24 protein-coding genes are annotated in these 20076 nt (G+C 63.1%); 6 read left to right on the top strand and 18 right to left on the bottom strand.

The genetic code is table 11. The annotated features are described in order from the left end of the window. Nucleotides 1–50: 50 nt before the first annotated feature. From EP165_RS06745 to obgE, 11 genes are all read right to left on the bottom strand, one after another. The gene (locus tag EP165_RS06745) at nucleotides 51–581 is read right to left on the bottom strand and encodes an RNA pyrophosphohydrolase (RefSeq protein WP_127520704.1); all 531 of its coding nucleotides are present in this window, start codon (nucleotides 579–581) and stop codon (nucleotides 51–53) included. Between the two features lie 4 nt (nucleotides 582–585). Beyond that, the gene (locus EP165_RS06750) at nucleotides 586–1743 is read right to left on the bottom strand and encodes a divergent polysaccharide deacetylase family protein (RefSeq protein WP_127520705.1); all 1158 of its coding nucleotides are present in this window, start codon (nucleotides 1741–1743) and stop codon (nucleotides 586–588) included. 117 nt (nucleotides 1744–1860) lie between these two features. Beyond that, the gene (locus EP165_RS06755) at nucleotides 1861–3189 is read right to left on the bottom strand and encodes a S41 family peptidase (RefSeq protein WP_127520706.1); all 1329 of its coding nucleotides are present in this window, start codon (nucleotides 3187–3189) and stop codon (nucleotides 1861–1863) included. Next, entirely contained in the window at nucleotides 3179–4462 is a 1284-nt protein-coding gene (locus tag EP165_RS06760; RefSeq protein WP_127520707.1) for a murein hydrolase activator EnvC family protein, read from the bottom strand. The genes EP165_RS06755 and EP165_RS06760 overlap by 11 nt, the downstream gene beginning before the upstream one ends. A 137-nt stretch (nucleotides 4463–4599) precedes the next feature. After that, the gene (rlmH, locus tag EP165_RS06765; RefSeq protein WP_127520708.1) at nucleotides 4600–5082 is read right to left on the bottom strand and encodes a 23S rRNA (pseudouridine(1915)-N(3))-methyltransferase RlmH; all 483 of its coding nucleotides are present in this window, start codon (nucleotides 5080–5082) and stop codon (nucleotides 4600–4602) included. Nucleotides 5083–5114: 32 nt separating this feature from the next. Continuing rightward, nucleotides 5115–5492, bottom strand: coding sequence for a ribosome silencing factor (gene rsfS / locus EP165_RS06770; RefSeq protein WP_127520709.1), 378 nt, complete (start codon nucleotides 5490–5492; stop codon nucleotides 5115–5117). Nucleotides 5493–5659: 167 nt separating this feature from the next. Then, nucleotides 5660–6958: an MFS transporter gene (locus tag EP165_RS06775; protein ID WP_127520710.1), complete on the bottom strand. Its 1299-nt coding sequence runs from the start codon at nucleotides 6956–6958 to the stop codon at nucleotides 5660–5662. Between the two features lie 72 nt (nucleotides 6959–7030). Next, on the bottom strand, nucleotides 7031–7666 hold the full coding sequence (locus EP165_RS06780; protein ID WP_206075867.1) for a nicotinate-nucleotide adenylyltransferase: 636 nt from the start codon (nucleotides 7664–7666) through the stop codon (nucleotides 7031–7033). Nucleotides 7667–7682: 16 nt separating this feature from the next. Further along, the gene (locus EP165_RS06785) at nucleotides 7683–8969 is read right to left on the bottom strand and encodes a glutamate-5-semialdehyde dehydrogenase (protein ID WP_127520711.1); all 1287 of its coding nucleotides are present in this window, start codon (nucleotides 8967–8969) and stop codon (nucleotides 7683–7685) included. 3 nt (nucleotides 8970–8972) lie between these two features. Next, complete coding sequence (gene proB, locus EP165_RS06790) at nucleotides 8973–10133, bottom strand: glutamate 5-kinase (protein ID WP_127520712.1); 1161 nt, start codon at nucleotides 10131–10133, stop codon at nucleotides 8973–8975. Then, nucleotides 10130–11143, bottom strand: coding sequence for a GTPase ObgE (gene obgE, locus EP165_RS06795; protein WP_127520713.1), 1014 nt, complete (start codon nucleotides 11141–11143; stop codon nucleotides 10130–10132). The genes proB and obgE overlap by 4 nt, the downstream gene beginning before the upstream one ends. Nucleotides 11144–11266: 123 nt before the next feature. On the opposite strand from obgE, the gene EP165_RS06800 reads away from it, so the two are divergent. Beyond that, nucleotides 11267–12133: an endonuclease/exonuclease/phosphatase family protein gene (locus tag EP165_RS06800; protein ID WP_127520714.1), complete on the top strand. Its 867-nt coding sequence runs from the start codon at nucleotides 11267–11269 to the stop codon at nucleotides 12131–12133. 2 nt (nucleotides 12134–12135) lie between these two features. Here the strand turns inward: EP165_RS06800 and EP165_RS06805 are convergent, their stop codons facing one another. Continuing rightward, a complete protein-coding gene (locus EP165_RS06805; RefSeq protein WP_127520715.1) occupies nucleotides 12136–12543 on the bottom strand; it encodes a hypothetical protein in 408 nt (135 codons plus the stop codon). 87 nt (nucleotides 12544–12630) lie between these two features. Here EP165_RS06805 and soxR point away from each other — a divergent pair, with 87 nt between their 5' ends. Continuing rightward, a complete protein-coding gene (soxR, locus tag EP165_RS06810; RefSeq protein ID WP_127520866.1) occupies nucleotides 12631–13056 on the top strand; it encodes a redox-sensitive transcriptional activator SoxR in 426 nt (141 codons plus the stop codon). 12 nt (nucleotides 13057–13068) lie between these two features. On the opposite strand, the gene EP165_RS06815 is transcribed toward soxR, so the two are convergent. The 4 genes from EP165_RS06815 to EP165_RS06830 all read right to left on the bottom strand — a co-directional run bounded on the left by EP165_RS06815 (nucleotide 13069) and on the right by EP165_RS06830 (nucleotide 15346). Further along, nucleotides 13069–13662, bottom strand: a complete 594-nt coding sequence (locus tag EP165_RS06815; protein WP_501981660.1) for a GNAT family N-acetyltransferase — start codon at nucleotides 13660–13662, stop codon at nucleotides 13069–13071. A gap of 29 nt (nucleotides 13663–13691) precedes the next feature. Next, nucleotides 13692–14234 carry a GNAT family N-acetyltransferase gene (locus tag EP165_RS06820; protein ID WP_164742963.1) on the bottom strand — a complete coding sequence of 181 codons (543 nt, stop codon included), beginning with the start codon at nucleotides 14232–14234 and terminating at the stop codon, nucleotides 13692–13694. Between the two features lie 112 nt (nucleotides 14235–14346). Continuing rightward, complete coding sequence (rpmA, locus tag EP165_RS06825) at nucleotides 14347–14613, bottom strand: 50S ribosomal protein L27 (protein WP_127520718.1); 267 nt, start codon at nucleotides 14611–14613, stop codon at nucleotides 14347–14349. 55 nt (nucleotides 14614–14668) lie between these two features. Continuing rightward, nucleotides 14669–15346, bottom strand: coding sequence for a 50S ribosomal protein L21 (locus tag EP165_RS06830; RefSeq protein ID WP_127520719.1), 678 nt, complete (start codon nucleotides 15344–15346; stop codon nucleotides 14669–14671). A gap of 291 nt (nucleotides 15347–15637) precedes the next feature. Between EP165_RS06830 and EP165_RS06835 the strand changes: the two genes are divergently transcribed. From EP165_RS06835 to EP165_RS06850, 4 genes are read left to right on the top strand one after another with little or no spacing between them, the layout of a single operon-like run. After that, a complete protein-coding gene (locus tag EP165_RS06835; protein ID WP_127520720.1) occupies nucleotides 15638–15850 on the top strand; it encodes a hypothetical protein in 213 nt (70 codons plus the stop codon). Nucleotides 15851–15856: 6 nt separating this feature from the next. After that, the gene (gene pdxY, locus EP165_RS06840) at nucleotides 15857–16741 is read left to right on the top strand and encodes a pyridoxal kinase PdxY (protein WP_127520721.1); all 885 of its coding nucleotides are present in this window, start codon (nucleotides 15857–15859) and stop codon (nucleotides 16739–16741) included. A 5-nt stretch (nucleotides 16742–16746) separates the two neighbouring features. Continuing rightward, entirely contained in the window at nucleotides 16747–17508 is a 762-nt protein-coding gene (locus tag EP165_RS06845) for a DUF429 domain-containing protein (protein ID WP_127520722.1), read from the top strand. A 54-nt stretch (nucleotides 17509–17562) separates the two neighbouring features. Beyond that, nucleotides 17563–18207, top strand: coding sequence for a carbonic anhydrase (locus EP165_RS06850; protein ID WP_127520723.1), 645 nt, complete (start codon nucleotides 17563–17565; stop codon nucleotides 18205–18207). 22 nt (nucleotides 18208–18229) lie between these two features. On the opposite strand, the gene EP165_RS06855 is transcribed toward EP165_RS06850, so the two are convergent. Next, the gene (locus EP165_RS06855) at nucleotides 18230–19489 is read right to left on the bottom strand and encodes a multidrug effflux MFS transporter (protein ID WP_127520724.1); all 1260 of its coding nucleotides are present in this window, start codon (nucleotides 19487–19489) and stop codon (nucleotides 18230–18232) included. Next, nucleotides 19486–19959: a MarR family winged helix-turn-helix transcriptional regulator gene (locus EP165_RS06860; protein ID WP_127520868.1), complete on the bottom strand. Its 474-nt coding sequence runs from the start codon at nucleotides 19957–19959 to the stop codon at nucleotides 19486–19488. Before EP165_RS06860 ends, EP165_RS06855 begins: the two co-directional genes overlap by 4 nt. Nucleotides 19960–20076: the final 117 nt, after the last annotated feature.

A 20076-nucleotide genomic window follows, 5' to 3' on the forward strand; every position in this document is an offset into this window, starting at 1 on the left:
ACCTAAAGCCGGGCCATGAGCCCGGCTTTTTTGTTGCCGGTCCGGTAGAGTCAGGGAGCGAGGTGCCTGAAGGCGGTCACAACCTGCCGGTAGACGCCGCGTTTGAAAGGCACGATAAGCTCAGGCATCTCAGCCATAGGTTTCCAGTCCCAGGCATCGAATTCGGCCGTGTGGCCACCTGGCGGTGGATCGATGGCAATCTCGGTTTCATCGCCATCGAAACGGAAGGCATACCATTTCTGGGTCTGGCCGCGATATTTGCCACTCAGTGCCTTGCCGAGGATATCGTCGGGCAGGTCGTAGTTGATCCATTCCGGGGCTTCGGCGAGCAAAGATACGCTTCGGATGCCCGTCTCTTCGTAGAGTTCGCGCTTTGCGGCCTCGAAAGGGTCTTCGTCCTTATCGATGCCGCCCTGCGGCATCTGCCAAAGCATCGGTGACGCCAGCAGCTCGGAGTCCGTATCCACAATCCGCCGGCCGGCCCAGACAAGTCCCTCTGTATTGAGCACCAATGCACCGACGCAGCGCCGGTAGGGCATCGCCTCGCGGTCCGGCGTTTGCCTGCGCTTGTCTTTGCCCATTCGGTCAGCCGGCCTCCGGGTCATTCGCCAGCGCCGAAATCGGGACGACCTCAATGCCGCGCTTTCTGGCTTCTGCGATCCATTCGGTGACTGCCGACACGGTTCCTTGAAACGCCGAACCGATGGCTATCGCATAACCCTTGGCGCGGGCAGTGCGTTCGGCTTCGTCCAACTTCTTGAGGATATCGCCGCGATCGCGCGTTTTGTCGATGTGAAGATCGGCGGCGGCATAAGGTCCGCGCGCCCCGGCGGCCAGCTCTTCGGCCATGCTGCGCGCCGATGTACCGTCATCGAGAAACATGAGGCCGCGCGCGGCAAGTTCATCCATGAAAGGTTTCATTGCCGCATTCTCGGTAACAAACCGCCCGCCGAGATAGTTCATGACACCGACATAGTTGGTCGTGCGCGACAGAGCGACATGAAGGCGCTGTGCGTTTTCAGAGGCGCCGGCGTCCACCGTGAGCGTATTTTTGCCCGGGTCGACATTGGGATAGTCGAAAGGCTCCATCGGAACTTGCATCAGGATTTCGTGGCCCTTCTGACGGGCCGTCTGCATCCAGCGGTCGATCGAATTGCCGCCGCTGGCAAATGCGAGCGTTACTTCGGCAGGCAGGCTGGCGATGGCCTCCTGCGTGCCGGTCTGAGAGACAGCGAGGCCACCGATCACGATGGCGATGCGGGCGCCCCGGGCGCCGGACCACGGACGCGCATAAACGTCGAAAGGCCTGCGCCCGTCGGCACCGCGCACCGGCAAAGGGCCCAACTCGGTTTCCTGGATCAGCGCCCTGTCCGGAAGGTGCGCCACCCGCAGGTTCTGTCCTTTGGCGCTCGGGTCGAACACTTCAACAGATGTGCCCGATGCGGGTGGGGGAACGCGGATGATAGAGGCGCCGCCGTCGGTGCGGGTTTCGGTCGGCTGAGGCCGCGACGCCTGTTGGGATGCGGTTGCCGTCTGTTCCTGCGGCACCGACACCACTGCCTGCGTAGCGGACCGGAAAGGCCGATCGCGCAGCGCGATTGCAGTGGAAGTACCGAAAACTGCCAGCACTGCAATCCAGAAAGCAAAAACCGAAAGCGGGGGAAACGAAAAGCGCGGCCGGCCGCGCCTGACATTCAGGCCCAGCGGCTGTTCGATCTCGCTGCGTTCGGCCTTGCTGTCCACTAAAAGGTCCTGTCGGTCGCTGTTATTGGGGCCGGCTGGACGATGGACAAAGCTGCGGCTGCCGGTAGTTCTCTAACGAACCGGTCCGCGGCTGGCGCGGACCGGCGATTTACGGCCTTACTCCTGGAGCTGTGCCTGGTCCGGATTTGGCGGGAAGGCAGGGTCTGTCTTGACGCCACGAATGAGGTCGAGCGCATGACCGAGCTGGACATCATCTTCCGGATCCGGCGGCACATAGGCCGACGAGCCGGAACCCTCGTCATCTTCCTCGACGCCCTGGATGTGGCCCCGCAGTTCCGATTCGCCGCGGGTGACGTCGCGTCCCAGCAGTTCGTCCGGCAGCGGCTGTTCAATCCGGATGTCCGGCGTGATGCCCGTGCCCTGAATGGATTTGCCCGACGGCGTGTAATAAAGCGCCGTGGTCAGTCGCAGGGCTCCGTTTTCGGCCAGCGGGATGATTGTCTGAACCGACCCCTTGCCGAAGGACTTGGTGCCCAAGACAGCCGCACGCTTGTGGTCCTGCAGTGCGCCGGCAACGATCTCCGAGGCGCTCGCCGAGCCGCCATTGATCATCACGATGACCGGCTTCCCGCCCGTAGCGTCCCCGGCGCGTGAATCGAAGCGCGTCACATCCTTGCGGTCGCGGCCGCGGGTGGAGACGATCTCGCCGCGTTCCAGGAAGGTGTCGGTTACACCCACGGCCTGATCGAGCAGACCGCCTGGATTGAGCCGCAGATCGAGAACGAAACCCTTGATCTTGTCGGCGCCGCCGGCCTCTTCCTCGATCTTGCGGATCGCGTCGCGCAGATCGTCGGAGGCACGTTCGGTGAAGGAGTTGATTTTCAGATAACCGACATCCTCCTCGACGCGATACCGTACGGCCTTCACCTTGATCACATCGCGCACGATGGTGAGCTTGATCGGCTTGTCGGCGCCTTCGCGCAGAATGGTCAGTTCGATCGGCGAGTTCACTTCGCCGCGCATCTTGTCGACAGCGTCGGAAAGCGTCAGGCCGCGTACGTCCTCGCCGTCGATCTCGGCGATGTAATCGCCGGCCAGTACACCGGCGCGGGCCGCGGGCGTGCCCTCCATCGGCGCGATCACCTTGACCAGCTCGTTTTCCATCGTGACCTCGATACCGAGGCCGCCGAACTCGCCGCGCGTCTGCACGCGCATGTCCTGGGCTGCTTCCGGATTGAGATAAGAGGAGTGCGGATCAAGCGAGGTGAGCATGCCGTTGATCGCGTTTTCAACCAGCGATTTCTCGTCCGGCGGGGTCACATACTGGGCCCGTACACGTTCGAACACATCGCCGAAAATCGCCAGATTCCGATAAGTGTCGGAGGCCGCGGCATTGGCGGTGGAACCGGGTGTGCCGTAGACCAGGCTCATGGCCGATGCGCCCATGAGGGCGCCGGCGAGCAGAAGCGACATCCTACGAATCATTTCCAGTCCTTCCAGAATAACTCTGCGCCCACCATGGCGCGGGATCGATGGGTTTTCCGTCCTTGCGAAACTCCACGTAGAGCTCCGGTTCCCTATTTCCATCCGCGAGGGCCACCGCACTCGCCAGTCTGGCCTCCCCCATCGTGCCCACGGGTTCACCGGCCAGTACCGATTGACCGAGCGAAACGTTGATTCGGTCCATGCCGGCCAGAACGATATGATAGCCATCGCCAGCATTGAGGATCAATAGCTGCCCGTATGAACGAAAGGGTCCAGCGTAAAGAACCGAGCCGTCAGAGGGTGCAGTCACGATTGCCCCCGATTGTGTTGTAACGATGTCGCCAAAGCTGGTGCCGCCGGCCCCGTCGTCCTCCCCGAAGCGCAGGTCGATGCGCCCGCTGACCGGCATGGAAACCTGCCCCAGCATCGCCTTGAACGGCACCGGTCCCGCGAGGCGGTTCTGCTCCGGAACCGGGCGCTCGGAAGGTGCATTCGCCGCCTCGGCTGCGGCGCGCGCAGATACAATTTCGTTCTCGAGCGTTGAGATGAGCTCCTGCAGACTGCTGGCCTTAGCGGCCAGTTCGCCTGCTCTCTGACGCTCCGCCTCCAATACCTCCTGCGACTGCTCGCGCAGTTTTGCCTTCTCGGCGATCAGGGCGGCAAGGCGCTCCTTCTCCGTCACCTGTTCGGCTACTGTCTCCAGAAGCTTGTCGCGTTCCGCCGAAATCGTGGCGACCAGCCTTCTGAGCTCGGAAAGATCTGCGATCAGAATTTCGGTTTCGGCCCGCATCTCCGGTACCACCGAGCCCAGCAGAATGGCGCTTCTGACGGATGACAGCGCGTCCTCGGGGCGAACCAGAAGCGCAGGCGGCGGGTTCAAGCCCATGCGTTGCAGCGCACCTAGCACCTCGGCAAGAACGCCGCGGCGTTCCGCAAGCGATGCGCGCAATGCCTCTTCCTGTCCGCCGAGCGCATATATGCGTTCGCCGATCGCATGCGCTTCGTCGCTCAGCTTGCGCTCGGTCCTTGCCGCCTGGATCAGCAACGCCGTCAGCGTCTGCTCGTCGCCCTTCAGCGCAGCAACCTCGGCTGCGATCGCAGCCAGCCGCTCCTCCGACAGGCTTATCTGTCTGGCAACTTCGGCATAGGCATTGCGGCTTGCCGTTTGCCTGTCGACGATAACGTCGACCGTTTCCGCCCGCGCCGCGGGCGCGGCCAGCATGCAGAAAAGAACAGCAAAGAACCCGGCGAGTGCCGGACGGAAAACCATCATCGAAGCCCGAGCGTTTGCGACCGATTCTATGTGCGGCTCCGTTAACGAACGATCAACCTTATGAGCACCGAAGATGGCCGCATGAAGCCAAGGGATGCGGCTGTCAATTTCACGTGAACTTCCCGGGCGAAGGCCCGTCATGCGCGGTGGTAGGGGTGACCTGAAAGGATCGTCACCGCGCGATAGAGTTGTTCAGCGAGCATGATGCGCACGATCTGATGCGGCCAGGTCATGGCGCCGAAGGCAATTCTGCGCTCGGCTGCATCAAGCAGCGATTGGTCCAGCCCGTCCGGGCCGCCGATCAGGAAAGCGGCGGCGGAGCGGCCTTCGTCGCGCATGGCCGCAAGCATGCCGGCGAATGATTCGCTGTCCATCGGGCGGCCGCCCTCGTCAAGAGCTATCAGCGCGGCGCCCTGCGGCAGCTGGGCGGAAAGCTTCTGTGCCTCTTCGCGCTTGCGCTGTGCAGTATTCGCGGCGCGGCCCTCCGCATGCTCGCTCACACCGCCGAATTCCAGGCCGAGCTGCGGTCCGGTTTTTGCCAATCGGTCGAGATAACGCATCGCAAGCTCCCTTTCGGGGCCGGCTTTCAGCCGTCTGACAGCGTGTATCTCTATTCGCATTCCAGTCCGGTGCGTTACCCGCTGTCAGCGGGTCAGTGCACCGTCTCTTCTTCGAGATCCGGAGCCTGCCACATCTTTTCCAGATTGTAGAACTCCCGGATTTCCGGCCGGAACACGTGGATGATCACATCGCCCGCATCGATAAGAACCCAGTCGGAACTGGAAAGCCCTTCAACGCGTGCATTGCCGTATCCACCATCCTTCAGCGCCTTGAGCAGATGCTCGGCCACGGCCGCGACATGGCGATGCGAGCGCCCGGAGGCGATCACCATGAAATCGGCGAGGCTGGACTTGCCATGGATGTCGATGGGTACGATCTGTTCGGCCTTGGAGTCTTCAAGACTGGCAAGAGCCGTTTTGAGGGCCGGAGGGGCGGCATCAAATCCGCTCATCTGGACCGGCGAAGGCATGGTTTCTGCCTTCTTCCGTATTGCTGTTCTCAGCGTCTTCCCTTTCGTACAAGAACAACGGAATCGCGCACGGAATCTGCACGACACCCTGAAGATAGGCAGAGTCCTGCAACAGTTTCAAGACATTGCCGGCAGATTGCCGCCATTCAACGGTGGTTGAGGGCTGTTCAGCGGCTTTCCTGCGGCGCCAATTCGAGCTCCTCATCGGGTGTCACGAGGTCGACAGGCAGCGGCGTCTGCGCCGCCAGAGGTGCGAAACTGCCGGTCTCGTCGGCCGGCACCTGCTCGCGCTGGCTGATGCGCCAGAGCGCGAATGCCGCAAAGGCAATGGCGATAACCACCGCCACATAGATGAAGGCGACGGTTCCGAACACTGCGGTGAGCGCGGTCGCGACGGCCGGGACAATGACGCCCGACAGCGACCAGGCAAACAGCATGGTGCTGGCAAGCGTGACCATTTCCTCCTTTGAGGCACGGTCGTTGGCATGCGCGTTGGAGAGCGAGTAGATCGATTCCGTGGTTCCGCCCCAGACCAGGTAGATCGGAATGATGTAAAGCAGCGCGTAGCCGTCGAATATGCCGGCTGTGATGCCAGCCAGCGCCACCAGGATCGCGGTTGCGACCATGACGATACGCCTGTCGATACGGTCGGATACCCAGCCCAGGGGAATCTGGAACAGTACCGAACCGAGCGGCATCATCGACATCAACAGTGCCACTTCGACCTGGCTGTAACCGCTCGCCGCAACATGGATGGGCGTGAAACCGGCGACCATCATCGACATGCCGCCGACAGCCAGCATGCCGACCAATCCAACCGGCGAAATGCGCCAGGCGCGCACGATGGCGACCGATGCCGATTCAGGCGGCGGGGGCAGCGGCAGGCGCGTCATGCCGACCGGCAGAATTGCGAACGCGGCAAAGGCGATGCCGAGAAGCGGCGCAGTTGCAGAGGCAAGGTCGATCTGGCCGGTCAGGAACGAGCCGGTGCCGAGGCCGGCAACATAGGCGACGTAGAAGATCGCCATCACGCGACCGCGTATTTCGTTGTTGACTGCGTCGTTGAGCCAGCTCTGCGCGACGATGAACATGCCGGAGATGGCGAAGCCATATAGGGCGCGCGCGCTGATCCAGCTTGCCGCGTTGACGCCGCCGCCAATGACGGCATTGGAGAGAATAATCAGCGCCGAGAAGATCATGAATGCCCGCGCATGGCTGACGCGCCGCGTCAGCGCGCCGGTGACCAGGCAGGCGATGAGCCCGCCCGCGGACAGGGCGGTGAGGATCAAGCCGGCAAGGCTCGGCGCATATCCGGCACCCGCCAGGCTCAGCGGTATGTAGGCAAACATCAGGCCGTTGCCGACGGCGGTCAAAAACGTGGAAACGATAATCGACGCGACGGCCACGACCGTGCCCGCTTCAGCGGGCAGGACCGAATCAGAGTTGGGCGGTGCGGGCGTCGTCATGCCCGCAATCTGCTCCGCCGCGGCAAATCCGGCCCCTAAAAATGCGACATTCCGCTGCCGCGAAACCGCCAGTCAGGGCTGTTGCGCGCCATTGCGGATAGCGGTTGACGACAGCGAACTGCGGGGTCCGTGAATAAAGGTCCATGCCGGCGCCCGCATGCGGGCGAGCAGCGGCGCATCGGCCTCGTCGACGCGTGCGTAATCGAACGTCTTGGCCATGACCGACGACAGGAAAGCGAGTGTTGAACCGGGGCGATCGATGACGGCGATCGGAATCGAACGCGCGATTTCGCGCCACCGCTCCCAACGGTGGAAGTCACGCAGGCCGTCGGCACCCATAATCCAGACGAAATTGACGCCCGGCCGGCGGCTTCGGATCAGGTCGATCGTATCGGCGGTGAAACGCATCTGATGGCTTGCCTCAAACGCCGTCACCTTGATACGCGGGTCTTCGGCAAGTGCTTCCGAAGCCGCGATGCGCTTCGCCAACGGTGCGAGTTCGCGGGTATCCTTCAGCGGGTTTCCAGGCGTTACCATCCACCACAGCTGCTGCAGGCCGAGCCGGCGGATCGCGATCTCGCTTGCCAGCGCGTGCCCTGCGTGCGGTGGATTGAACGAGCCGCCGAACAGGCCGACCGCCATGCCCCTTTCGACGTAAGGGATGCGCAGGTAGCGCGCGGGTGGAGTATCGGAAGGTGCCACGTTCATCGCCTTGCCGGCGGGCTCAAGGACGTGTCTGACCCGAACCGCGGACGCGGTATTTGAACGATGTGAGCTGCTCGACCCCGACCGGACCGCGCGCATGCATGCGGCCGGTGGCGATGCCAATCTCCGCTCCCATGCCGAACTCGCCGCCATCAGCGAATTGCGTTGAGGCGTTGTGCAGCAAAATGGCGGAATCGACTTCATTGAAGAAACGCTCCACCGCAGCGGCGTCCTCCGCCACGATCGCCTCGGTATGGTGGGACGAATAGGTTTCGATGTGGTCGATCGCTTCACTGATGCCGTCGACCAGCTTCGCCGAGATAATCTTGTCGAGATATTCGGTCGTCCAGTCGGCTTCGGCGACCGGCTTCGCGCCGGGAAACAGCGCCCGGATTTCGTCGGTGGCGCGGATTTCGCAGCCGGCCGCGTCGAGTGCTTCCAGAATCGGGACAAGAAGTGTTTCAGCAACCGCGCGGTCGACGAGCAGGGTTTCGGCGGCACCACAAATGCCGGTGCGCCGCATCTTGGCGTTCATGGTTATTGCCACGGCCATATCCAGCCTGGCCGAACGGTCGATGTAAACGTGGCAGAGGCCTTCGAGATGCGCAAAGACGGGCACACGCGCCTCTGTCTGCACGCGCTCGACCAGCCCGCGGCCGCCGCGCGGCACAATGACGTCGATGTTGCCGCCAAGACCTTTCAGCATCTCGCCTACGGCGGCACGGTCGCTGGTCGGTACGATCTGGATCGCATCGGCGGGCAGGTTCGCGGCCTTCAGCCCTTCCACAAGGCAGGCATGAATTGCTGCGGACGAGTTGGCGGAATCGGAGCCGCCGCGCAGGATTACCGCATTGCCCGCCATCAGGCAGAGCGCGCCGGCATCCGCCGTCACATTGGGGCGGCTTTCGTAGATGACGCCGATCACGCCGAGCGGCGTACGAACGCGCTCGATGCGGAGGCCGTTGGGCCGGTCCCACTCGGCGATCACGTCTCCTACCGGGTCTTTCATCGCGGCAATGGCACGAATGCCGTCGGCCATGGCGCGAATGCGGCCCTCATCGAGGGTAAGCCGGTCGAGGAAAGCCGGCGTCAGTTTTGCTTCCTCGCCATTGGCGACATCGATTGCATTGGCGTTGAGGATAGACTCGCGGTCGCGCCAGATCGCGTCGGCCATCGAAATCAGCGCGGCATGTTTGCGTTCTGCATTTGCCATGGCCAGCGGGCGAGCGGCGGCGCGGGCGCGCCGGCCAATCTCGGCCATCAGAGCTTCCAGATCCTGATGTGCGTCGCCGCGGGTCTGCAACATGATCTACTCTCCCGCCGTCCCGTTTGCGGCTTTTGCACGTCCGCCGATGCGGGACATCACAAGATCGTCCCTGTGCACCATGGCGCCGCGCGCCTCATAACCCAGAACCCCGGCAATCGCAGAGGTCTTCAACCCGGCGATCTTTACGGCATCGGACGCGTCATAAGCAACCAGCCCGCGCGCCACCTCGTGGCCGTCCGGGGTGACAATCGCCACGGTGTCGCCGCGCGCAAAGGCGCCGGAAACGCTTTTCACGCCGGCGGGCAGAAGCGACTTGCCGGAGGCAAGAGCGGCTTTTGCGCCGTCATCGACGACGAGCATGCCGGCAGGCTCGAGATTGCCCGCGATCCAGGTCTTGTAACCCTTCACGGGATCGGAGGACGGTTTGAAATAGGTGAAGCGTTCGCCAGCGCTGATCGCGGCAAGCGGGTTGAGGCGGGTGCCCGATGCGATGACCATCGCGGTACCCGCCGCCGTCGCAATCTTGCCGGCGTCGAGCTTGGTGCGCATGCCGCCGCGCGACAGCTCCGAGCGGGCAGCGCCGGCCATCGCTTCGATCTCCGGCGTTATTTGTTCCACATGCGGAACGAAGCTTGCATCGTCGGATGTTCCGGGCGGTGCGGTGTAAAGGCCGTCAATGTCGGACAATAGCACCAGGAGGTCGGCGCCCATCATGGTCGCGATGCGCGCGGCGAGCCGGTCATTGTCGCCGTAGCGGATTTCGCTGGTTGCAACGGTATCGTTCTCGTTGATGACCGGCACAGCGTTCATTTTCAGGAGCGTCGAGACCGTCGCCCGGACGTTGAGATAACGCCTGCGCTCTTCGGTGTCGCCCAGCGTGACGAGAACCTGTCCGGAGACGGCATCATGGCGGCCAAGTTCGCGTGACCAGGCGCTAGCAAGCGCAATCTGGCCGACCGAGGCCGCCGCCTGGCTTTCCTCAAGCTTCAGTTGGGCTGGCTTGAGACCGAGTATGGTGCGGCCGAGCGCAATTGCACCCGACGAAACGACCATCACCTCCGCGCCACTTCCGGTCAGTGCGCAGATATCGTCGACCAGAGCCGCCAGCCAGTCGTGTTTCAGGCCGGTCTTGCGATCCACGAGAAGCGCTGAGCCGACCTTCACCACGACGCGGCGCGCTGTGGAGAGCGGGGTAGCGCTCATCGATCGTCATCCTCGGGGTTGCGCGCAGCTTCGACCGCCGTCATCAGCTCGCGCAGCACTTCGGTAACGCCCTCATTGGCGGCGGCGGAAAGCAGCATGGGAGCGCGGCCGGCTTCCTTCTGAAGCGCGGCGACGCGTTCGGCACGCATTTCGCCATCCAGCAGGTCGACCTGCGACAGCGCCAGTATCTCCGGCTTGTCGATCAGGCCGTGACCGTAGGCCTCAAGCTCGCGGCGGATCGTGCGGTATGCGGCTGCGGGATCTTCCTCGCGCGCCGAAACCAGATGCAAGAGCACCGCAGTGCGCTCGACATGGCCGAGAAAACGGTCGCCGATGCCGACGCCCTCATGCGCGCCTTCGATCAGGCCCGGAATGTCGGCCAGCACGAATTCGCGGGCGTCGATGCGCACCACGCCGAGATTGGGGTGGAGCGTTGTGAAGGGGTAATCCGCGATTTTTGGCTTGGCGGCCGTGACTGTAGCCAGGAAAGTCGATTTGCCGGCGTTCGGCAGTCCGACCAGACCCGCATCTGCGATCAGCTTCAGCCTGAGCCAGATGGTGAGCTCTTCGCCCGGCAGTCCGGGATTGGCACGGCGCGGCGCCTGGTTGGTCGAGGACTTGAAATGCTGGTTGCCGAAACCGCCATTGCCGCCCTTGGCAATGCAGACGCGTTCGCCGACCTCGGTGAGGTCGCAGATCAGCGTTTCATTGTCCTCGGCGAAGACCTGTGTGCCGACCGGCACTTTCAGGGTCACATCGGCGCCCTTGGCGCCGGTGCGGTTGCGGCCCATGCCGTGAACGCCGGTCTTGGCCTTGAAATGCTGCTGATAGCGGTAGTCGATCAGAGTGTTGAGGCCGTCAACGGCCTCGACCCAGACATCGCCGCCGCGGCCGCCGTCGCCGCCGTCAGGGCCGCCGAACTCGATGAATTTTTCGCGCCGGAACGACACGGAGCCGGCACCGCCATCGCCCGAGCGGACATATACCTTGGCCTGGTCGAGAAATTTCATCGAATTGACAGCCGTGCGGGATAAGGGTTGGAAGCGCTGTCGGCGCCACGAGGCGCGAGCGATATAGGAATCACCACAAGACCGCAATCTTTGGCGGTCGCCAACCTCTTGCGGAACCGGCTCATGAAATGCGTCTCCTACAATATTCAGTACGGCATCGGCCTCGATGGCCGCTACGACATCACCCGTATCGCAGATGCCGTGCGCGGAGCAGATGTCATCGCCCTGCAGGAGGTGACGCGCAACAACCCGAAGAACGGCGGCCGCGACATGGTGGCGGAGCTGCGCGCGGCGCTGCCGGACTATTTTGCCGTGTTCGGACCGAATTTCGAAGCCGACCTTGGCTCCAGCATCAAAGACGGCCGGGCCGTTGATGTGCATTTTCAGTTCGGCAATATGGTGCTTTCGAAACAGCCTATCCGCCTGTCCCGCAATCTTCTGCTGCCGCGTCGGCGCAGCTTCGACAAAGTCAATCTGCAGCGCGGCGCGCTGGAAGCGCTGGTGGAGACGGAATTCGGACCGGTGCGTTTCTATTCCGTTCATCTCGACCATCGCGATCCCGACGAACGGCTGGAGCAGGTGCGGTTCCTGCGCGAGCGGGTGCTCAATTACGGGATCGAAGGCGGCGGGTTGACCGGACTTTCCGAACTCGGCATGCCGGAGCCGCCGCTTCCGGAAAGCTATCTCCTGATGGGCGATTTCAACATGCTGGCCGGGACGGATGAGTATCTCGCTCTGGCCGGCCGGTCCGACCCTTCGATGGGCATGCCGCTGTCAGCGGCGCGCGCGGTGGATTGCGCGGCTCATGACGCCGGGGCGGAGCCGGCAACGACTTGGGTTGAACCCAAAGACCCGGAAGATACCGGTCTGCACAAGCGCATCGACTACGCTTTCGTTTCGCCGGACCTTGCGCCGCGGCTCAAGGCGAGCCGGGTCGATCAGGCGGCCACCGGCTCCGATCACCAGCCGCTCTGGGTCGAATTCGGCTGAGATCAGCTGAAGGTCATTACCGACGACACGATGATCGCGAGCAGCGACAGGGTCGTCACCATGCCGAAGAGCCTCGGATTGATGCGCTCGCGCCCCAGCACCAGTGCGATAGCTGTCGCAGCCAGAATGATGCCGACAAAACCTAGTTTGGCCAGAAACCAGGGGCCGAGCGCCGCTGGGTTGCCGCCGTAACGCAACCACAGCATCGCGAAACCCGACGCGATCATGAACAGCAGTGCGATACGCGAATTGGTCGACAGTCTTGCGCCGATGGACATCAACATTGCCCTTGTTTCGGGTTCCGCTTTTGCGGCCTGCCTGGCCAGCAAGGGCATTGCCACGCCCGTCGCACCACCGGCGACGAGCGACAAAAGGTGAATAATCAGAAGGATCTTGAAGGCGAGGTCCACGTTCGGGGCTCCCGTTTGCGTTGGCGAGCATGCCTGCTACAACCTCAACATTGGTTGAGGTCAAGGAGTTTTCCGTTGATTCGCGAAATGTCGGTCGGCGAAGTGGCGGCCCGCAGCGGCGCGGCCGTTTCGGCGCTGCATTTTTATGAAACAAAGGGGCTGATCGGGAGCTGGCGGACTGCCGGGAACCAGCGCCGTTATCCGCCGGGTACGCTCAGGCGCGTCGGCATTATCCAATTCGGTCAGTCGCTCGGCATTCCGCTGGCGGAGATCAAGGAGGCGCTAGATACGCTGCCGAAGGATCGCGCGCCCCTCAAGCAAGACTGGGAGCGTCTCTCGCAACAATGGGCCGGCAAACTGGACGATCGGATCGCGCGGCTCAAAAAGCTGCGCGCCGCGCTCACCGATTGCATCGGCTGCGGTTGTCTGTCGACGGAGCTTTGCCCGCTGCGCAACCCCGCCGACAGGCTGGCGCGGAAAGGAAGCGGCCCGCGCCGGCTGCTTGGCGACTGAGCGCCGGCACGATCACGATTTCGCCGGCGCCCAGGTTCTGAGGCTCACCCAGGTTTTGCGGTCAAGGCTGTAGCGTTCGACCGGCACACGGCCGGCTGAGATCGAATCGATCATGCCTTGCCCCACATACTGGAAGCCGCATTTGTGGATCACGCGGCGCGAGGCGCTGTTGACCACGCGGCAGGAGGCGTGAACGTGCTCGACCTCCGTTGCCCGGAATGCCAGGTCGATCAGCGCGTGCGCGGCCTCGGTGGCATAACCATTGCCCCAATAGGGCTCGCCGACCCAATAGCCGAGCTCGAGCCCATGCTGTCTGAAGTCGAGCCCGGCACCGCCAACAAAAGCACCGTTGTCTGCCAGCGCCAGCGCATAGGCGCAACCCGTCACGCGCTTCGCCGTGCGCTCGATGAAGTCGTGGGCTTCCGCTTTGCCGTAGGGATGCGGCATGCGCGACAGCATGTCGGCGACGCGGCGGTTGTTGGCGAGCTGCGCCATTTCGACTGCATCATCGGTATGCGGCGGGCGCATCACCAGCCGCTCGGTAACCAGTACCGGGCAGCGGATACTGTGGCTGCCGTCTTCCGTTACGTCTTCATCCTCGATCATCATCCCGTTCCTCCATCTCGCAGCCGGCCTCAGGCCGCCTCGACCAATTCCTCGCCCATCGCTTTTTCGAATGCCGTTCTGGTGAGCCGCGTCGTCCACGTCGGAACCTGTGCCTGGCGCGAATTCGACCAGGTCTGGCGAGCGCCGGTCATCACGAAGCCGAGTTTTTCCTGCAGCCGCATGGAAGCCGGATTGTCGGGGAAGGCCGACGAGGTCACCGCGCGGATATCCCGCAACGCAAAGGCGTGCTCGATCAGCGCCGTCGCGGCCTCGGTCATGTAGCCATGGCCGTGCCAGGGTTCGGCCAGCCAGTAGCCGAGTTCCGGCTCGCTGCCATCGCCTTCGAGCGAGACGACGCCGATCAGGCGTTCGCGATGAATGGTGAAGACCAGGTCATCGCGCGTCTTGGCAAGCCCGGCAATCCAGTCTTCCGCGTCGGCCGGCCAGTAGGGGAAAGGGACCCTCGCCAGCATCCGCGCAACTTTCCAGTTGTTCAGTCCGAGCGCGATATCCTCGGCGTCCGGCAAAGCGGGCGGCCTTAGTGAGAGGCGTCGGGTAAGAAGAACCTGCATCTGGACCTCCAGAACGAAAAAGGGGAGATGGCTGCCCATCTCCCCTGATCTTTTTCTGGCTTATCCAGACACCGGGTCCCGAGATGGGCGCCGGTGTTTGGTGCGGAACCGGCTACTCCGCAGGCGTAATCGGATTTACCGATACGTAGGTTCGGCCGTTGGCTTTGGCGGCAAAAGCCACTTCGCCTGCGGTCGTTGCGAAAATCGTGTGGTCTTTGCCCATGCCGACGTTCGAGCCCGGGTGCCACTTCGTGCCGCGCTGGCGCACGATGATATTGCCCGACACGACGCGCTCGCCGCCGAACTTTTTCACACCAAGGCGTTTGGATTCAGAATCGCGCCCGTTGCGCGATGAACCGCCAGCTTTCTTGTGTGCCATTTCTCACTCCTTCGCGCGCTGAGGCGCCAAATCAGACCGGGTGATACCCGAAGAATTACTTTTTGGCCAGTTCCTTGGCCTGCTCACGCCAATCGGAAATCTGCTCGGCGCTGAAAGGCATCGCTTCGTCGATCTTGGCGATGTCCTTGTCGGACAGTTTCGCGATCTGCGCGAAGGTGGCGATGCCCTGCTCGATAAGCTGGCCGGCCGCGACCGGGCCGATGCCCTTGATCTGGGTCAGATCTTCCGGCTCGCCTTTCGGCGCCTTGAAAAGCGGCGCTGCGGCGGCGGTATCGGCCTTGGGTTCAGCCTTCGGCGCGGCCTTTTTCTCTACAGCTGGCTTCGCCTCAGCCTTCTTGGCGGGGGCTTCGTCCTTCGCGGCAGCCTGCTTCGCAGCGGCCTTCTTGGATGGCTTGGCGCCGCCGGTGAGAATTTCGGAGATGCGGACGGTGGTGAGAAGCTGCCGGTGGCCGCGCTTGCGGCGCGAATTCTGGCGGCGGCGCTTCTTGAAGGCGATGACCTTGGGGCCGCGGCCCTGCTCGATCACCTCGGCGGTTACCATGGCGCCGTCGACAAAAGGCGTCCCGAGGGTCACCTTGTCGCCCTCGCCAAAGGCCAGCACATTGCCGATCTCTACGATGTCGCCGACTTCGCCGGCCACGCGTTCGATGTTCAGTGTGTCGTCGGCGGCGACGCGGTACTGCTTCCCGCCGGTTTTGATGACTGCGAACATTTTTCGTCCTTCATTGTTCGGTCCGGCTCTGCAGCGCGAGAACGCGCAACGGCCGTCTTTTTGTCAGTCAGTTTCAGGTTCGCGTCCCTTCGGGCCGTCAATCCAGCGCAGCCTACTGCACCGCAAAGAACAGCCGGCGCGGGGAGGCCCCACGCCGGACGTGGCGGTTCGATACTGGATGCAGGTCTGCAAGTCAAGGCAATGCGGCGCCGGTTCTGCACCTGCTGCGGCCTGTGCTTTGCAGCGCAATGCGTATAAAAGCAAGGCACGGATCGCGCTTCGGAGGTTGGGTTGAACGGCACGCGAAAAGATGACGGAGAAACTGAATCGGAGCGGATCCTGCGGCAGGTGAACAGCCAGGCCGGCGCCAGCGCGTCCCGACAGGGCGACGACAAGGATGACTGGGCCGAATATTGGGGCCGCCGTATCGGCCGCACGCTCGGAATTTTGTTTCTTTTCGTGGTCATCTACTGGCTCTATCAGCTTCTGACCGGCAAGGGCTGACATTCGATGGCATTTGCAGTGCAGGACAAGCCGCGGGCTGTCATCGTGATTTCAAGCCACGTCGTACGCGGCACCGTGGGTAACCGTGCAATGGTGTTTGCGCTCGAGACGCTGGGATTTCCCGTCTGGGCAGTGCCGACCGTGACGCTGCCCTGGCATCCCGGTCACGGAAAGGCGACCCGGATCGTGCCGCAGGCGAAAGAATTCGCGGCGATGATGAAGGATCTGGAAGGAGCGCGCTGGCTGGGTGAGGTGTCGGCGGTGATCTCCGGCTACCTCGCCGAGGCAGAACAGGCGGCCGCGGTGGCATCGCTCGTTCATGCCGTCAAAAAGAAAAATCCGGCTGCACTTTATCTTTGCGATCCGGTTATCGGCGATCAGGGCGGGCTCTATGTGGCCGAAGATATAGCGGCAGCGCAGCGCGACCGGCTCTTGCCTTTGGCCGATATCGCAACGCCCAATCGCTATGAGCTCGAATGGCTGACCGGGGCGAAACTCGATACGCCGGATGCCGTCGCGGACGCCGCACTGGACGCCAGTCCGCCGACAATGCTCGTGACCTCGGCGCCTTCGTTCATGGCGCGGGGCACCGGCAACATCCTGGTTACGCCGGACACTGCGATGATGGCGGAGCACCGGCACATCGACAATCCGCCCAACGGGCCCGGCGACCTGACCGGTGCCGTATTTCTCGCGCGGCTTCTCGATGGGCAAGACCTGCAAACGGCGCTTCAGCTGACAACGGAATCGGTGTTCGAAATCCTCGCCCGAACGGCCAAGCGGGGGGCGGACGAGCTGACCCTCGAAACGGACGCGCAAAGCCTCTCGCACCCTATGGCGATGGTGCAGACCAGGTCGCTTGCCTTTCCAGGTGGCGGCCGCCGGGCCTGAGGTCGATGGTGGTTCAGGCCGGGGCCGACGGGTGCCGAGGCGGCTGGATTGCAGCAATTGCGGAAAACGACACGCCGCCTGAATTTCGGGTATTCGGCCAGTTCGCGGCGCTGGTCGACGCACTGCCCGGAGACGCGCTGATTGCCGTCGACATGCCGATCGGCCTTCCCGAACGCTGCGGCCCGGGCGGACGCGGGCCGGAGAAGCTGGTGCGACCGCTGCTCGGCATGCGCCAGTCGAGCGTGTTTTCGATACCCTCGCGGTCGGCGGTCTATAGCGGTGCAGCACCGGCTTTGACCGGCGATGGAGGCTGGCTTGCCGCGCACCAGAGGGCGAGCGCTGTGGCGCGCGACACGTCCGATCCGCCACGGGGCGTTTCGATCCAGGCGTTCGGGCTGTTTGCCAAGATCCGTGAGCTGGACACGATGCTGAGGGAAAATCTGTCGCTTCGCGGCCGCATTTTCGAATCTCACCCCGAACTGTGTTTCTGGCGCCTGAACGGCAGGCGCCCGCTTGGCGAGCCGAAGAAGGTAAAGGGCGCCGTTTACGCGCCCGGCCTTGCAGAGCGCCGGAGACTGCTCGTGAGAGCCGGCTTCGACGCCGAAAGCGTTGCCGCACCGCCGCCCGCCGGCGCTGCACAGGACGATTTGCTCGATGCGCTCGCAGTGTTGACCGCGGCGCGCAATCGCCGTTCCGGCAATGCGCTTATGTTTCCTGATCCGCCCTTGCTCGACAGTTACGGACTGCCCATCGCCATCAGTTGCTGATCTCAACCACAGTTCCATTTGCCGCTTGGGACGTATGCGGCTAAAGGCAATGGCATGACACATCTGCCAGAGAAACTTGCCACCGGCTACCGCAACTTCATGTCCGGGCGCTATGCCAGCGAACGGGACCGCTACCGTGCTCTCGCGCGTGAGGGGCAGGAGCCGCACACGATGGTGATTGCGTGCTGCGATTCGCGCGCTGCGCCCGAAACAATATTCGATGCCGGGCCCGGTGAGCTCTTCGTCGTGCGAAACGTCGCCAATCTGGTGCCGCCCTACGCGCCGGACGACAATTATCATGGCACTTCCGCCGCCCTGGAGTTTGCGGTTCAGAGCCTCAAGGTCAGCAGCATACTTGTGCTCGGCCATGGCCGCTGCGGCGGCATCCGGGCCGCACTTTCGCCCGACGCAGCGCCGCTCTCGCCCGGCGACTTCATCGGCCGCTGGATGAACATGGTGGCACCGGCTGCGGAAACCGTTGCCAAAAACGAGATCATGACGTCGTCAGAGCGCCAGACTGCCCTGGAGCGCATCTCCATCCGCTATTCGATGGCCAATCTGCGGACCTTCCCCTGCGTCAAGATACTCGAGGGCAAGGGGCGGCTGACGCTTTACGGCGCATGGTTCGATATCTCGACAGGCGAGCTTTGGGTCATGAACCCAGAGACGGGCGATTTTCAGCGCCCCGACGTTGACTGACGCATAGCCTGAAAGCGCCGTCTCAAGTTGGCGGCTGGTCGGTTTCGCGCGGCATAATCACCCGCGCCAGGGCGGGTTCGGGCAGGGTGCGCCAATAGGCCCAGCACAGCGCCGCCAGAATTCCCATGGCCGGTGGAACCGTTGCAATCGCGAATGTGGGATTGCCGAGAGCAGCGGCAATCAGCCCGCCGACCAGCCCACCGCCCATCTGCAGAAAGCCGGCGAATGCCGAGGCAGAGCCTGCAATATGCGGAAATGCCGCTACCGTGGCCGTCGACATGGCGGGCAGGACGAACGCCATTCCGAAGGCGTGAAACCCGATCGGAACCATGACGTTCAGAAAAGTCGGCTCCTGTACTTGCAGCAGGACGGCGAGCAGAACGCAGCCGAAAACAACGCAGGCGAGGCCGGCTGGCACGATGCTGTTGGCGCTGTGGCGGGCGAGCAAACGTCGCGTCACCAGCCCGCCGAGGAAAAAGCTGCCCGATTGCATCAGCATTCCGAGCCCGAACTCGACCGCAGTCATGCCGACGCGGTCCATGAGGATGAAGGGCAGAATGGTGGCCTGCGTGTAAAAGGCACCGATGCCACATCCCATTACCAGGCTGGATGACATGAAATAAGGGTTGGACAGGAGCGTGCGATAGGAGGCGACAATCGCGCGGGGCCGGATCTTCGAGGGATCGGGAGCCGCCGTTTCAACGAGCGCAAAGCGTATGACCACCGTCAGCACCGCCCCGGCCACGACCATGAAGATGAACACGGCCTGCCAGCCGAACAGACCGGTGAGAATGCCGCCGATTGTCGGGGAAAGGGCAGGTCCGAGACCCATCACCAGACCGATGAAGTTCATTACTCTGGCGGACTGGTCGGACGTATACATGTCGCGGACGATGGCGCGTGCAATCGCGATCCCCACGGCCGCTCCCACGCCCTGGACGAAACGCGCGGCAATCAACGCCTCGACATTCGGTGCCAGGGCCGCAGCGATGCTCGCCGCCAGATAGACGGCCATGAAACCGAAGGTTACCGGCTTGCGGCCATAGCTGTCGGACAGCGGCCCGCAGAAAAGCTGGGCGATGGCGAAGCCGGCAAAATAGGACGAGAGGCTAAGCTTGATCAGAGCGTCGGTGGTGTCGAAGGCGGTAACCAGCTCGGTCATCGCAGGCGTATAGACAGCCATCGAAATGGGGCCGATTGCAACCAGAAGGGCGCAAATCAGTCCGACCTTGCGTTCGCTCATCGCCTGAGCGGAGACGATACGGGACGTTTGAAGGTTCATGCGGCATCATCCGTTGCCGCGGCCCGGGCTCTGACCTCCATCATGTTGAGGTGCGCCTGGCGCAACACTTCCGATGCCGCAGCCCAGTCTGCCTTGCCGATGCCGCGGGATGCCTCCGCAGAAATTTCGCCGGCCAGCGCGGTGACGCGCATTAGCGTCTCGTCCGCCAGTGGCGTCAGTGAAATGCATTTTGCGCGGCGGTCGGCCGGGTCGCGCTTTCTTTTCACGAGACCCCGCGCCTCAAGCCGGTCGATCATCGCCGAAAGCGTCATCGCTTCGACGTTCAGCCGCTCGGCGATAACACTCTGGCGCTCGCCTTCGGCGCGGGCAATGTGGGCCAGCGTTCGTGCCTCGCCGGCGGTCAGTCCGAGACCGGATTCGCTCACCCGGCGGTCGAAATCGGCGCGGAACAAGCGAGCAAGGTCGGTGAGCAGAAAGCCGAAAGAGTGAGGGTCGATGGCGCGGTGCATGTAGAACACTAAGGATCACTGATAATAAGTCTTACTTATTAATTACCGGCGCCTTTCAGGTCAATGGTCGCATGGCCAGGTTGCATGCGCGGAAGACGGGCCCTAAATCGATCGAAG

This window comes from Mesorhizobium sp. Z1-4 (assembly GCF_004000235.1).
Classification (GTDB): Bacteria; Pseudomonadota; Alphaproteobacteria; order Rhizobiales; family Rhizobiaceae; genus RCIO01.